The 12,871-nt window shown below is 73.9% G+C and carries 16 protein-coding genes and 1 tRNA gene; 8 read left to right on the top strand and 9 right to left on the bottom strand.

The window, feature by feature from the left end:
• The 5 genes from ACWD6N_RS36045 to ACWD6N_RS36025 all read left to right on the top strand — a co-directional run.
• The coding region (locus tag ACWD6N_RS36045; RefSeq protein ID WP_450006484.1) for an alpha-ketoacid dehydrogenase subunit beta at positions 1-1,101 on the top strand (1,101 nt) is incomplete at its 5' end.
• Positions 1,102-1,214: 113 nt separating this feature from the next.
• Complete coding sequence (locus ACWD6N_RS36040; protein WP_354965437.1) at positions 1,215-1,652, top strand: DUF3052 domain-containing protein; 438 nt, start codon at positions 1,215-1,217, stop codon at positions 1,650-1,652.
• A gap of 89 nt (positions 1,653-1,741) precedes the next feature.
• Positions 1,742-2,203, top strand: coding sequence for a peroxiredoxin (locus tag ACWD6N_RS36035; protein WP_354965436.1), 462 nt, complete (start codon positions 1,742-1,744; stop codon positions 2,201-2,203).
• 88 nt (positions 2,204-2,291) lie between these two features.
• Positions 2,292-2,363, top strand: a tRNA-Val gene (locus tag ACWD6N_RS36030).
• An 89-nt stretch (positions 2,364-2,452) separates the two neighbouring features.
• Positions 2,453-3,004 carry a DinB family protein gene (locus ACWD6N_RS36025; protein ID WP_354965435.1) on the top strand — a complete coding sequence of 184 codons (552 nt, stop codon included), beginning with the start codon at positions 2,453-2,455 and terminating at the stop codon, positions 3,002-3,004.
• A gap of 84 nt (positions 3,005-3,088) precedes the next feature.
• Here the strand turns inward: ACWD6N_RS36025 and ACWD6N_RS36020 are convergent, their stop codons facing one another.
• The 5 genes from ACWD6N_RS36020 to ACWD6N_RS36000 all read right to left on the bottom strand — a co-directional run bounded on the left by ACWD6N_RS36020 (position 3,089) and on the right by ACWD6N_RS36000 (position 7,369).
• Positions 3,089-3,961, bottom strand: a complete 873-nt coding sequence (locus tag ACWD6N_RS36020) for a class I SAM-dependent methyltransferase (RefSeq protein WP_354965434.1) — start codon at positions 3,959-3,961, stop codon at positions 3,089-3,091.
• Positions 3,961-5,343, bottom strand: a complete 1,383-nt coding sequence (locus ACWD6N_RS36015) for a hypothetical protein (RefSeq protein WP_354965433.1) — start codon at positions 5,341-5,343, stop codon at positions 3,961-3,963. Before ACWD6N_RS36015 ends, ACWD6N_RS36020 begins: the two co-directional genes overlap by 1 nt.
• Positions 5,340-5,843: a SigE family RNA polymerase sigma factor gene (locus ACWD6N_RS36010; RefSeq protein WP_354965432.1), complete on the bottom strand. Its 504-nt coding sequence runs from the start codon at positions 5,841-5,843 to the stop codon at positions 5,340-5,342. The genes ACWD6N_RS36015 and ACWD6N_RS36010 overlap by 4 nt, the downstream gene beginning before the upstream one ends.
• 88 nt (positions 5,844-5,931) lie before the next feature.
• A complete protein-coding gene (locus ACWD6N_RS36005) occupies positions 5,932-6,678 on the bottom strand; it encodes an SDR family NAD(P)-dependent oxidoreductase (RefSeq protein ID WP_354965431.1) in 747 nt (248 codons plus the stop codon).
• A 43-nt stretch (positions 6,679-6,721) separates the two neighbouring features.
• Entirely contained in the window at positions 6,722-7,369 is a 648-nt protein-coding gene (locus ACWD6N_RS36000) for a Pr6Pr family membrane protein (RefSeq protein ID WP_354965430.1), read from the bottom strand.
• Between the two features lie 56 nt (positions 7,370-7,425).
• Between ACWD6N_RS36000 and ACWD6N_RS35995 the strand changes: the two genes are divergently transcribed.
• On the top strand, positions 7,426-8,358 hold the full coding sequence (locus tag ACWD6N_RS35995; protein WP_354965429.1) for a phosphatidylglycerol lysyltransferase domain-containing protein: 933 nt from the start codon (positions 7,426-7,428) through the stop codon (positions 8,356-8,358).
• On the opposite strand, the gene ACWD6N_RS35990 is transcribed toward ACWD6N_RS35995, so the two are convergent.
• The gene (locus tag ACWD6N_RS35990; protein ID WP_354965428.1) at positions 8,243-9,538 is read right to left on the bottom strand and encodes a glycosyltransferase; all 1,296 of its coding nucleotides are present in this window, start codon (positions 9,536-9,538) and stop codon (positions 8,243-8,245) included. The two genes, ACWD6N_RS35995 and ACWD6N_RS35990, sit on opposite strands and share 116 nt — an antisense overlap.
• A 244-nt stretch (positions 9,539-9,782) precedes the next feature.
• Here ACWD6N_RS35990 and ACWD6N_RS35985 point away from each other — a divergent pair, with 244 nt between their 5' ends.
• The gene (locus tag ACWD6N_RS35985; protein ID WP_354965427.1) at positions 9,783-10,925 is read left to right on the top strand and encodes a polysaccharide pyruvyl transferase family protein; all 1,143 of its coding nucleotides are present in this window, start codon (positions 9,783-9,785) and stop codon (positions 10,923-10,925) included.
• Between the two features lie 9 nt (positions 10,926-10,934).
• Here the strand turns inward: ACWD6N_RS35985 and ACWD6N_RS35980 are convergent, their stop codons facing one another.
• Positions 10,935-11,141 carry a hypothetical protein gene (locus ACWD6N_RS35980; RefSeq protein WP_354965426.1) on the bottom strand — a complete coding sequence of 69 codons (207 nt, stop codon included), beginning with the start codon at positions 11,139-11,141 and terminating at the stop codon, positions 10,935-10,937.
• A gap of 82 nt (positions 11,142-11,223) precedes the next feature.
• Between ACWD6N_RS35980 and ACWD6N_RS35975 the strand changes: the two genes are divergently transcribed.
• The gene (locus ACWD6N_RS35975; protein ID WP_354965425.1) at positions 11,224-11,745 is read left to right on the top strand and encodes a DinB family protein; all 522 of its coding nucleotides are present in this window, start codon (positions 11,224-11,226) and stop codon (positions 11,743-11,745) included.
• 39 nt (positions 11,746-11,784) lie between these two features.
• On the opposite strand, the gene ACWD6N_RS35970 is transcribed toward ACWD6N_RS35975, so the two are convergent.
• Both ACWD6N_RS35970 and ACWD6N_RS35965 read right to left on the bottom strand, forming a co-directional pair.
• A complete protein-coding gene (locus ACWD6N_RS35970; protein WP_450006482.1) occupies positions 11,785-12,036 on the bottom strand; it encodes a PfkB family carbohydrate kinase in 252 nt (83 codons plus the stop codon).
• Entirely contained in the window at positions 12,033-12,659 is a 627-nt protein-coding gene (locus ACWD6N_RS35965; RefSeq protein WP_450006480.1) for a carbohydrate kinase family protein, read from the bottom strand. Before ACWD6N_RS35965 ends, ACWD6N_RS35970 begins: the two co-directional genes overlap by 4 nt.
• Positions 12,660-12,871 lie beyond the last annotated feature (212 nt).

Below are 12,871 nucleotides of genomic sequence, written 5' to 3'. Positions count from 1 at the left end.
GCCCGGGCCAGCGGTCCGGGCGCGGGCGCCCGGGCGGAGGCGTTCGGGGGCAAGCCGCCGGAGCTGGCCGGCCCGCTGACCCTCGCGCAGAGCATCAACGGGGCGCTCGCCGACGGGCTGCTCGACCACCCGCAGATGGCGGTCTTCGGCGAGGACGTGGCCGCCAAGGGCGGCGTGTACGGGGTGACCAAGGGGCTGCGCGACCGGTTCGGGCCGGCCCGGGTCTTCGACACCCTGCTCGACGAGACCTCGGTGCTCGGGCTGGGCCTGGGCGCCGGGCTGGCCGGGATGCTGCCGGTGCCGGAGATCCAGTACCTGGCGTACCTGCACAACGCCGAGGACCAGCTGCGCGGTGAGGCGGCCACCATGCAGTTCTTCTCCCAGGGCGCGTTCCGCAACCCGATGGTGGTGCGGGTGGCCGGGCTGGCGTACCAGGAGGGGTTCGGCGGGCACTTCCACAACGACAACTCGGTTGCCGTACTCCGGGACGTGCCAGGGCTGGTGGTCGCGGTGCCGGCGCGGCCGGACGACGCCGCGCCCATGCTGCGGACCTGCCTGGCCAGCGCGGCGGTCGACGGTAGCGTCTGCGTGTTCCTGGAACCGATCGCGCTCTACCACACCCGCGACCTGTACGCCGAGGGCGACGGGGAGTGGCTGGCCGGGTATCCGGAGCCGGGCGCCTGGGTGGCCGGGCACGTGCCGATCGGCCGGGCCCGGGTCTACCGGGTCGGCTCGGCCGACGACCTGACGATCATCACCTTCGGTAACGGGGTACGGATGTCGCTGCGGGCCGCGGCCGTTCTCGCCGAGGAGGGGGTGGGCACCCGGGTGGTGGACCTGCGCTGGCTGGCCCCGCTGCCGGTGGCCGACATCATCCGGGAGGCCTCGGCGACCGGCCGGGTGCTGGTGGTGGATGAGACACGCCGATCCGGCGGGGTGGGCGAAGGGGTGATCGCCGCGCTGGTCGACGCCGGATATGTCGGTGCGGCGCGACGAGTAGCCGGAGTTGACTCGTTTGTACCATTAGGTCCAGCAGCACGTCAGGTTCTGGTCTCCGAGGAAGCCATTACCGACGGTGCCCGTACGCTGCTGGCACGGTAAATTCCGTTCCACCCGGTGCGCCACTTGCGCGCGGACGCACAACTGTGTGGACTTTGCCTGACGGCGTCGGTTCCGACGCCGCGAGCAGGGACGAGATGAGGAGGCACGCGACAGTGAGCGCGACCGCTGGTCAGGCCGCCGACGGGGTACGCAGCCTGGCGGACCGGTTCGGAATCGAACCGGGGATGGTCGTCATGGAGATGGGGTACGACGACGACGTCGACCAGGATCTCCGGGACGCCCTGACCGACCGCTGTGGAGATCTGGTCGACGAGGACACCGACGAGGTGGTCGACGCGGTGCTGGTCTGGTACCGCGACGGCGACGGTGACCTCTTCGAGCTTCTCGTCGACGCCCTCGGCCCGCTGGCCGACAACGGGGTCGTATGGCTGCTCACGCCGAAGGCCGGGCGTGACGGGCACGTCGAGCCGAGCGAGGTCGCGGAGTCCGCGCCCACCGCCGGCCTTCAGCAGACCTCGACCATCAACGCCGGGCGGGACTGGAGCGGCGCCCGCCTGGTGCTGCGCCGAGGGGCCAAGGCCAAGAAGTAGCCCAACTCGTTCCCCTCGCGCGCCCGGCGGTCCGTGCCACCGGGCGCGGCAGGCTCGTGCCTTCCCCTGACTCGACCCGAGGAGTTCGCATGCCCGTCGAGGTTGGCGCCGAGGCGCCGGACTTCGTGCTGAAGGACCAGAACAACCAGGAGGTCCGGCTCTCGAACTTCCGTGGCCGGCGCACCGTGCTGCTGGTCTTCTACCCGCTCGCCTTCACCGGCACCTGCCAGGGCGAGCTGGCCGAGGTGCGGGACAACCTCGACGAGTACGCCAACGACGACGTCCAGGTGCTGACGGTCAGCGTCGACTCGGTCTACAGCCACAAGGTCTGGGCCGACCGGGAGGGCTACCAGTTCCCCATGCTGGCCGACTTCTGGCCGCACGGCGCCGTCGCCCAGGCGTACGGGGTCTTCAACGACGTGGCCGGCTTCGCCAATCGGGGCACGTTCGTCATCGACAAGACCGGCGTCGTCCGCTTCGCCGAGCTGAACGGTCCCGGTGAGGCTCGCGACCAGCAGGGCTGGCGCAAGGCCATCGCCGCGGCCGCCTGACCACCACCGGACCGGGGTGAGCCGTGCGTCCGGGCCGGCGGCGAGCAGGGTAAGCTTGCCAGCCTCCGGCCCGCCGTACGGGCGTTCCGGGCGCGTAGCTCAGTGGGAGAGCACCCGCCTTACAAGCGGGGGGTCGCAGGTTCGAAACCTGCCGCGCCCACCCCTTCTCGCATCAGCACCGATCCGGGCGGCCGGCCAGTGACCGGCATGGGCAGCGCCCCGCCACGTCGAGCGGTAACGTCCGTCTCCATGACCAACGCGGACGAGCACGGTCACCCCGAACCGCCGATCGCCGGCGACGAGACCGCCACGCTGCTCGGCTCCCTGGACCGCCAGCGTGCCACCCTCGCGTGGAAGACCGGGGGTCTCGACGCCGCCGGCCTACGGGCGACGCTCGGCCCGTCGTCGATCACCCTGGGTGGGCTGCTCAAGCACCTGGCCCTGGTTGAGGACCTCTACTTCTCACTGAAGCTGGCCGGGCGCTCGCCGGGGCCACCGTGGGACACGGTCGACTGGGACGCGAATCCGGGCTGGGACTGGCGTTCGGCCGCCGAGGACACCCCCGAACAGCTCTACACACTCTGGCGGGAGGCGGTGGCCCGCTCCCGCGCCACCGTCGCGGAGCTGCTGGCCAACGCCGGACCGGAGCAGTTGGCCCGGGGCGACTGGCCGGACGGTCAGGCGCCGAGCCTGCGCCGGATCCTGGTCGACCTGATCGAGGAGTACGCCCGGCACGTCGGCCACGCCGACCTGATCCGGGAGTCGGTGGACGGACTCACCGGCGAGGACCCGCCCCGCTGACCACGCCTTCCTCCGTCGCCCACGTCTGCTCGACCTTGTCCGACGACCGGCGGCTCACGCCGGATGGTTCCCGACCTGGGGGCGTCAGGTGCGATCGGCGACCATCACCCGGCTGTGTGCCAGCGACCTGGCGTGGTGGATCGGCGTGTGCAGGGCCCGCGCCGTGTCGAGCAGGTCGTCGTCCCGGGTGACGGTGAAGCCGTGTCGGGCCAGCAGGGCGGCCATGGCGGCGGGCGTCCAGGTCGAGCGCCACGGCTCGTTCGCCCACACGCTCGACCGGCCGGTGGACGCCGTCAGCAGCCGTGCGATGAGGCGGCCCAGGACCACGGACGTTCCGGGCAGCTGGAAGTTGACGATCAGGCGGCTGTTCGGCGCCGAGCAGCTGGCGAGAGCCGTCACCGTGGCGGTCACCTGCACCGTGGTCAGGTATGGCACGACCCCCTCCCAGACCCAGGTCGTCGCCTGGTCGGAACGGTGCCCGGAAGCCGCCAACGCCTCGGCCAGCCGGTCGCGACCGAAGTCCACCGGAACGAACCTCGGCGGGGTGCCGGGCAGGCCTTCGGCGCGCTCGCGCTTGTCGCGCTGGGTGGCCGGCTGGTCGACCTCGAAGACCGTCACCCCGGCGAGTTCCGGCATCCGCCAGGCACGACCGTCCAGCCCCGCGCCGAGGATCACCACCTGTGGGCCGGGGTGGGCGCGTACGGCATCGTCGATGGCGACCGTACGGGGCACGATCAGCTCGGCGTTGGCGCGGACCGTCTCGTAGTCGACCCGCTGCCGCCACGGCCGGGGAGCGACGCCCTCGCGTACCCACTGGACGGCCTCCCGCTCGTCGGGACGCAGCAGGGGCATGGCCGTCGGATCGGCGAAGCGGCCGGGAGCGATCAGCCCGTCGGCGGCCGCGCGACCCTGGCAGACCAGGACCGCCGTGCGACTCGTCCGCGGGGTTGTCGGCATCAGTCGTTCCTCCGTGTCCGCCTGACCCGCCGGTCGTCGAGCCACAGCGCGATCCGATGACGGCTCGCGTACAGCACGCCCACGGTGACCAGCACCATGATGAGACCGCTCCAGAGCCAGAACCGGCCACCCACGCCGCCGGGTGGCTGCGCGTCGCGGACGCGTCCGCTCCGGACCACCTGGTCCGCGACGTCGACGGCGACCACCTGGTCCGGTGCGGTCAGCACGGTTCGCGGCGCGGTGGCGCCGGGCGTCAGTGCCAGGACCCGCACGGTGCGCACGCGCTGGTCGCTCATGGGCGGGTCGGACTGCTCCTCCAGCGGCAGGTCGGGGGCGAGGGGGTCCGGCTGATAGGCCGCCACCAGCGCCGACCCGTCCGGCGCCCAGCCGAGCAGCCGGATGGCGACGACCCCGGGCACGGCGGGCAGGCGCAGTGGACCGACGTCCCGGCCGCTGGTGGGATCGACCTGGCGCAGGGTCCACTCGGTGGTGTCCGCCCGACGGGCGGCCAGTGTCAGGTTCGTGCCGTCGGGACGCCACGCGCCCTTGCCGGCCAGCCAGGTCCCGTCGGGTAGGGCGAACGAGGAGAGCTCCCGGCCAGCCAGGTCGGTCACGGCGACCGTGCGGCCGTACTGGTAGGCGAGCCGGCCCGGCGCGGCGGCGACGACCGAGCCGACGCGCGCCTCCTGGTCGCCGGCGGCCAGCCTGGTCCAGCGCTCCCCGCCGAGGGTCACCGCACTCAGCACGGAGGTGTAGGTGGCCCCGTCGAACGCGACCGGCACGTCGTCGCGGACCACCAGCGACTGGCCGTCCGCGGACCAGCCGACCGGTATGCTCCAGACACTGCGGTCGACGGTCGACGTCAGCCGTTGGGTCCGGCCGGTGACCAGGTCGATGACCTCGACGCCCGGATCGTCCTGGTCTCCGTCCGGCCGGGCCACGTACCGGCCGTCGGGGGAGAGGTGGACCGACTCGCCGGCCAGCGACTCCCCGCCCATCCGCATGATCCGGTAGCGGTCGGAGTCCGCGTCGACCACGCCGACGACGTTCACGTCGTTCCACCCGTGCAGACGCGGTGCCGGCCCGTCGAAGATGACCGACGCGGGACCGATCCGGGGGCGGTCGGTGACGTGCAGCGTGCCGATCGGCGGCAGGGCGATGTGGTCGGGCAGCGCGGCGTCCGCCGCGGCCGGATCGAGGCCAGGGGTACGGGTCAGCGGCACCACAACGCCGGCCAACGCGAGCACCAACAACGCCGCCGCGCTGGCGGCTGACCGGCGCAGACGGTCGCGGCGCGCGGTGGCGAGCGCCCGCTCGTACACCGGGTAGGCGGGCACGTCTTCGGCGGTGGAGCGGAGCGCGTCGCGGAGTTGGGCGGTCATCGGATGCTCCTCTCCGCGACGGTGTCGACCAGTTCGGGAGCGACCGCTCTGAGCCGCCGTATCGCGTCGTGGGCGTGGCGTTTGACGGTCCCGATGGAACAGCCGAGCATCTCGGCCACCTGAGCCTCGGTGAGGTCCTCGTAGTAGCGCAGCACGATGACGGCCCGTTGGCGGGGAGTGAGGTGACGCAGCGCGGCGGTGAGGGTCAGCCGCAGCGCGGTGGTGTCGCTGTGGTCGGCGCCGGCTTGTTCGGTGGGTTCGGCTTGGAGGCGTTCGGTGAGGCGGCGGCGTCGCCACCAGGAGACCTGCTGGTGGTACATGACGCGGCGGACGTACGCCTCGGGGTCCCCGTCGCGGATCCGCCGCCAGTGCCGGTAGGTGCGGGCCAGGGCGGTCTGCACCAGGTCCTCGGCGAGCTGGTGGTCGCCGGTGAGGAGGTAGGCGGTCCGGGACAGAGCCGGCGAACGGTGCACCACGAACTCGTGGAACGTCTCGGTCATGCCCACCCCCTCGTCAGGAGAGACGCCTCCCGCCCCGGAGATGGTTGAGGCCGGGCGCGCCGGATCCTGCCCGGCGCGCCCGGTGTCCTCAGCTGGTGAAGCCGCCGTCCACGTTGACCACGGCACCGGTCACGTAGCTGGCCTCCGGGCTGGCCAGGTGCGCGATGGTCGCCGCGATGTCGGCGGGGCGAGCGTACCGGCCGACGGCGGTGAAGCCGGCGATCGCCGCAGCGTTCGGCCCGTCCGCCGGGTTGGCGTCGGTGTCCGTCGGTCCGGGGTTGACCAGGTTGACGGTGATGCCCCGAGGGCCCAGCTCGCGGGCCAGGCCCCGGGTCAGCCCGACCAGGGCGGTCTTGCTCATCGAGTAGAGGGCCAGCCCGGGGAAGACGGCCCGCTCACCGACGTTGCTGCCGATGCTGATGATCCGCCCACCGTCGCCCAGGTGCCGCAGCGCCGCCTGCGCGGCGACGTACGGCGCCCGGACGTTCACCGCGATGGTCTGCTCCAGCTCCGCGGTGCCGAGGTCGTCCATCGCGCCGACCAGGAACACCGCGGCGTTGTTCACCAGGATGTCCAGCCGGCCCAGCTCGGCGGCCGTCCGGTCGACCGCGTCCCGCACTGCGGTCGGGTCGGCGCCGTCGACCTGGATGGCCAGCGCCCGCCGGCCCAGCGCCTCGATCTGCTTCACCACGCTCGCGGCCTGCTCCGCGTTCTGCCGGTAGGTCAGCGCCACGTCGGCCCCGTCCTCCGCCAGGCGCAGCGCGATGCCCGCTCCGATGCCCCGGGAACCACCGGTCACCAGGGCGACCTTGCCGTCAAATGTCGTCGTCGTCATGCAAACGATCATGTCGCCGGGCCGCCCCCTCGTCTGGCGGCCATCAGACCCCTCGTTCCCATCCCGAGGTCCGTTTCCCGCCATCGCACCGATCGTCCGGCAGCACCCGGCCGGGCCGGGTGAGGCGGACCGCGGTCAGGGCGATCAGGAGCAGGGTCAGGGCGAAGAGCAACGCGTTGAGGACGACCGTGGGATAGCCGAGTCGGGGTACGTCGAGGAACGGGTAGAGGTAGCGGTCCTCGTTCCGGCCGAGGGCGCCGCGGACCAGGATCACCGTCAGCCACACCAACGGATAGCCGAGCAGGCTGACCGCGTACACCGGACGCAGGGCCGCTCGGGGACGGCGGGTGAGCCACTCCGCGGCGGCCAGCGGCGGCGCGACCGCGTGCAGCAGCAGGTTTCCGGCGTCGGAGACCGGCCCCCGCGCGTCGGTCGTCGCCACCATCGCGTAGCCGCTCCACGGATTCGCCAACACCAGGACGAAGACCAGGGCGGTGCCGACCAGGTAGACGGTGAGCGCGGTGCGCAGCCGGTCGCCGCCGGCCAGCAGCGCCACCAGGTAGGCCAGGTCGACCTGCACCGTGAAGTAGAACAGCAGCTCGACGGGCTCGTCACGCGCGGCGATCACGGAGAGGGCCAGCCCGACGGCGACCACCGCGCCGACGCTGACCCGCAGGACCCGGCCCGACACGCGGCGGACGCTACCATCGCCGCATCGACGGACGCCATGACGAGCAACTGCGCCGGGTGCGGGCGATCCTGGCCGCCGACGTCGACCGGGAGCCGGACTCCGGGCTCGCGCTCCTCGGCGACAAGCGGTTCCACTTCTCGCCGTCCGGGGCCAGCTTCCTCATGTACGGGGTGTGCGGCCGCTCGTGGATCGCGTTCGGGCCGCCGGTGGGGCCGGCCGCCGAGCGGTACGGGCTGCTGGCCGACTTCTGCGCGACTGCCCGGCGGGCTGGCCGACGCCCGGCGGTGTACCACGTTGGCGCGTCGCTGCTGCCCGAGCTGCGCCGGCTGGGTCTCGCCGTGCACCCGGTGGGGGAGTCGGCGAGCGTACCGCTGGCCGACTTCGCCCTGACCGGGCCGGCGCGTGGGGCGCTGCGCCGCAACTGGCAGCGGCTGGCCCGCCGCGACGACCTGTCGTTCGCGGTGCTGCCCGGCGCCGGCCTGCTCGACGAGCTGCGCCCCGTCTCGGACGCCTGGCTGGCCGGGCGGCCGGACATGTCGTTCTCCCTCGGCGGGTTCGTCCCCGGCTACCTGGCCCGGTTGCCGGTCGCCGTGCTGCGACAGCGCGGCCGGGCGGTGGCCTTCGCCGCGCTCATGCCGACGCCGCACCGGTGGGGCGTGGACCTGCTGCGGTACCACCCGGACGCACCACCCACCACGATGGACCATCTCCTCGTCGAGGTGCTGCACGAGGCGCGGGACCGGGGGCTGACCAGCGTCGAGCTGGGGCTGGCCCCGCTGTCCGGGCTGACCGGCGCGGACCCGCTGTGCCGGCTGGGCCGGGCGGTATACGAGCACGGCGAGCGCTGGTACCGCTTCCGGGGGCTGCGCCGGTTCAAGGCGAAGTTCGCGCCGGTCTGGTCCCCGCGTCACCTCGCCGCGCCTCGGGGATGGCAGCTCCCGCTGGTGCTGGCCCAGGTGGGTCGGCTGTCGTCGCGTCCGCTGCGATAACCGGCCGCAACGTCGCGTACAGGGCTGCCAGCTCGGCCAGGTAACGCGGCCCGGACCAGGCCGCCACCGCGGCCCGACCGTCCCAGATCACCGCCGCGCGCAGCTCCGGCTCGGTCAGCAGCCGGGTCAGCAACGCCCCGAACGCCGCCGCCGTGGGCTCGGCGACCGGCCGGGTGGTGGCGGCGCCGGGCCGCTCGGCCAGGGCGGCGTCCACCATGGCCACCGGCAGCCCGTGCGCCTCGGCCTCGGAGAGCGTCAGGCCCTGGGTGTCGGTGGTGGAGGCGAACGCGAGCACGTCCGCCGCCCGGTAGTGCGCGCCCACCCGGTCGTGCGGCACCGGGCGAAGCAGGTGCAGCGCGTCAGCCACGCCGAGCCGGCGGGCCGCCCGGCGGACCGCGAGCCGCTGCCGCCGCGCCCCGAGCAGCACCAGCCGTGCCGCCGGCAGCTCGCGCCGGACCCGGGCGAACGCGGCCAGCAGCAGGTCCGGGTTCTTCTCCGGCGTGGTCCGGCCCACCGCGAGCAGCACCGGCGCGTCCGCCGCGATGCCCAGCCGGGCCCGCACCAGCCGCCGGTCGTCGGCGTCGACACCCGGCGCGGCGACCGGGGTCGGCAGCACCACGATCGGGGTCCGCCCGGCCATCGGGGCCATCAGCGCCGCGGTCTTCGCCGAGGGGGTGATCAGCACGCTGGTGTGCGCCAGCAGGCACCGCCCGAGCGCCGCCAACCGGTCCTGTCGGGCCGGCCCGGGGCGGGCCAGCGCCCACAGGTCCCGGACCCGCCAGCGCAGGCCCAGCCGCAGGCCGGCGTACGCGGCGCCGATCGGCACCTCGGGGTAGTGCGCCGCGTACGCCACCAGGTCGGTGTGCCAGGTGAGCACGGTGGGTACGCCTCGCTCGGCCGCCCAGCGCAGCCCGGCAACGCCGAGCGGGCCGGTGGTGTGGACGTGCACCACGTCGGTCGGCGCGTCCGGCGGCCGGGGCGGCGCCAGCCGGTACGGCCGGGTCGGCACCGGCAGCGAGGGCACCTCACCCGGTTGGCGGCGCCGGCGGAACAGCGGGCCGGGGCAGTGCAGGACGACCCGGTGGCCGGCGGCGCGCAGCAGCGCCACGGTGGTGCCGACCGAGGTGGCCACCCCCTCCGGGTTGGCCAGGTGGCTGTCGCTGACGTGGGCGATCCGCACCCTGCCATTCTCGCCGGGCCGCGCTCATCGGGTCGCCCCGTCGAGCCTGGATCCACAACAGCGAGGCGCAATCCGGCGCAGCGGCGCCGGGGGCGCGTGTCGGATGAGCCAGCTCATGGAGGCGGAAATGGGCTGATTCGGGTCGGTGCGGGTGTGCGTACCGGCCCAGCGCAGTCTCCTCGGCAGGACTGTTCACCGGCCCAGCGGGAAACCGCCGGCGGACCGCACCCGGGAGGAGCGACGGATGACGCATGGTGCCGGACTGACCATTGGTGTGCTCGGCTCGTACGGTGGCCGGAACCTCGGCGACGAGGCGATCCTCACCGGCCTGCTCGCCGACCTGCGCGCGCAGGAGCCGAACGCCCGCATCATCGTCTTCTCCCGCCACCCGGAGCACACCCGAATCGCCCACCCCGACGTCGAGGCGGTGCCGTGGGAGGGCGTCAGCCGCACCGACTCCGCCCTGGTCCTGGCCCAGCTCGACCTGCTGATCCTGGGCGGCGGCGGGATCCTCTACGACCGGGAGGCCCGTCGCTACCTGCGGGTGGTCCGGGTCGCCCAGGAACGCGGGCTGCCCCTGATCACGTACGCGGTCGGGGTCGGGCCGCTGAGCGACGCGGTGGACACCGGGATGGTCCGGGAAACGCTCGCCAGCGCGGTCCAGGTGACCGTCCGCGACCAGGAATCCCGGATGGTGCTGGAGGAGGCGGGGCTGCTCAACCCGATCACGGTCACCGCCGACCCGGCGTTCCTGTTGCAGCCGGAGGAGTTCCCGCTCGACCTGCTCCGCGAGGAGGGGGTGCCGGCCGGCAGGCGGCTGGTCGGGATCAGCGTGCGGGAGCCGGGACGGGCCGCCGAACGGCTCGACGTGGACGGCTACCACCGGCTGCTGGCCCAGATCGGCGACTTCCTGGTGAACCGGATCGACGCGTACGTGCTGTTCGTGCCGATGGAACGCGACGACATCCGGCACGCCCACGGGGTGCTGTCCCACATGATCGCCGCCGACCGGGGGCGGATCCTGCACGGCACCTACTCGCCGCAGCAGGTGCTCGGGCTGATGCGCCACTTCGACCTGGCCGTGGGCATGCGCCTGCACTTCCTGATCTTCGCGGCGATGGTCGGCACCCCGTTCCTGCCACTGCCGTACGCCGGCAAGGTCTTCGATCTGGCCCAGCGGCTCGGCGTGCCGGCGCTGCGCGGCGTGGAACGGGAGGTCGAGGGGCCACTACTGGCCGAGGTCGACCGGCTCTGGGACGAGCGGGAGCAGCGCGCCGAGGCCACCGCGCGGCGGGTGGCCGAGGCCTGCGAGCAGGCCCGGGGCACCTCCGACGTCACCCGTGGTGTCCTCGACAGCCTCCGCAGCCAGACCCTCACCCGGGTCTGAGCCGGACGGTCACACCGCCGGGCCGGTCCACCGGTAGACCCACTCGCTGGCGTCCTCGCCCGCGGACTGCAGCTCGTAGATCTGCGCCTCGGCCAGCCCGCCGGACCCGAGGTGGTGGTGGGTCATCGGTGGACGGCCGTTGCTGTCCAGCTCGACGGTGACGCTCTCCCCGTCCGCCGTGCCGCCGACGAGGAGGATCTGCACGGATGAGGCCATACGCCCATCCTGCCCGCCGCGCCGGGACCGCGCAGCGGATAGCGGGGCAGCGGGACGGCTGGCCTGTCGCTAGGGTCGGCGAATGGCGAAGCAGACCATCGATCCGACGCTCGCCCCGGTGCTCGCCCGCACCAGCGATGAGCGCGCCGTTCTGGACTCGTTCCTCGACTTCCACCGTGCCGTGGTGGTGCGCAAGCTGCGCGGCCTCTCCGACGCCGACGCCGGCCGCCGGCTGGTGCCCTCGGCGACCACGCTCGCCGGGCTGGTCAAGCACCTGACCCTGGTCGAGCGGAACTGGTTCCCCACCCTGCTGGCTCCCGAGCCCGGAGACGTCTACCTGACCTCGGAGGAGGACGCGGTGGCGAGCTTCACGCTCGACGCACAGGACACCGTCGTCGGGCTCATCGCGGCGTACGAGCGGGCCTGCGCCCGGTCCCGGGCGGTGGCCGCGAGCTTCGACCTCGACCACGTGGTGCCGCACCCGCAGCTCGGCGAGGTGTCGCTGCGCTGGATCCTGGTGCACATGATCGAGGAGACGGCCCGGCACGCGGGTCACGCCGACATCCTGCGGGAGTTGACCGACGGCGACTCCGGCGCCGTCTGACCCCGCGCACGGTCGCCACGCCGTCAGTGCGCTGTGGCGTCAGTCGGCGGGTAACAAGCCCGGCGGGTACTCCATGCCGTCGTGGGTGCAGGCGGCGGCGGCCACCCGGGCCGCGTACCGAGCCGCGTCCGCCAGCGGCCGGCCGCGCAGCCGACCGGCGATCAGCCCGGCCGCGAAGGCGTCGCCCGCCCCGTTGCTGTCCACCACCGGCCCCGGCTGTGTGGCCGGCGGCACCGGCACCGCCGTTCCGTCGCCCGGGTACAGCTCGGCGCCGTCCGCGCCCCGGGTCACCACCACGCGGTGCGGGGCGCCAGCCCGCCGGCGAGCGGCACGGCCCGGTCGGCCAGCCGCACCCCGCTGACCAGGATCAGGCCCGCGACCTCGGCGAACGGCCGGTGGTAGGGGTTCGCGCCGTCCCAGTCGTGCAGGTCGGTGGAGAGCGCCACGCCCGCTGGCAGGGCGGCCCGCACCGTGGGTAGCAGCGGCACCATCCAGTCCATGATCGAGAGGTGTACGTGCCGGGCGTTCCGGACCAGCTCGGCCAGCTCCGTCGGCAGGAACGGGGAAGCACCCCGCCACCCACGCGGGTCGTACAGCGACATGCGCCGCCCGCCCGGGTCGACCAGGTTCACCGATCGCCGGGTCCCGGCGGGATCTTCGGCCAGCACCGCCGGCACGCCGGCCCGGGTCAGCGCCGCCCGGACCAGGTCCCCGGCCGGGTCCGCGCCGAGGGTGTCGACCACACGTACCCGCAGGCCGAGTGCCCGCCCGGCGAGCGCCACCCCGGCGCCGGTGTTGCCGATCCGCAGCTCGATCGGCTCGACGATGTGTGAATCGGCGGCCGGTAGCGGCAGCGCGGGCACCCGGACCCGTACGTCCACTCCGAGCCCGCCGATCACCAGCAGGTCGACCATGGCGCCGACGCTAGCTGACCGGCACCGCCTATCCTGGGCGCGGGCGGCGACGAGGGGGAGTACGTGCTGGTCATCCACGGGCTGTGGTTGCCCGGCGACGGCTCGACCGCCGGCCTCGCGGTCTGGGCCGAGGACAGCGCCGCCCCGGCCGCCGCCGCGCCACGCTCCGGCCGGCCGGCTCCGGGGGCAACCTGGAGGAGACGGTCACCCGT

The sequence above is a fragment of the Micromonospora sp. NPDC005163 genome, from assembly GCF_053599835.1.
The sequence above is the reverse complement of the archived record's forward strand: the minus strand, read 5'-3'. Positions and strand labels throughout refer to the sequence as shown.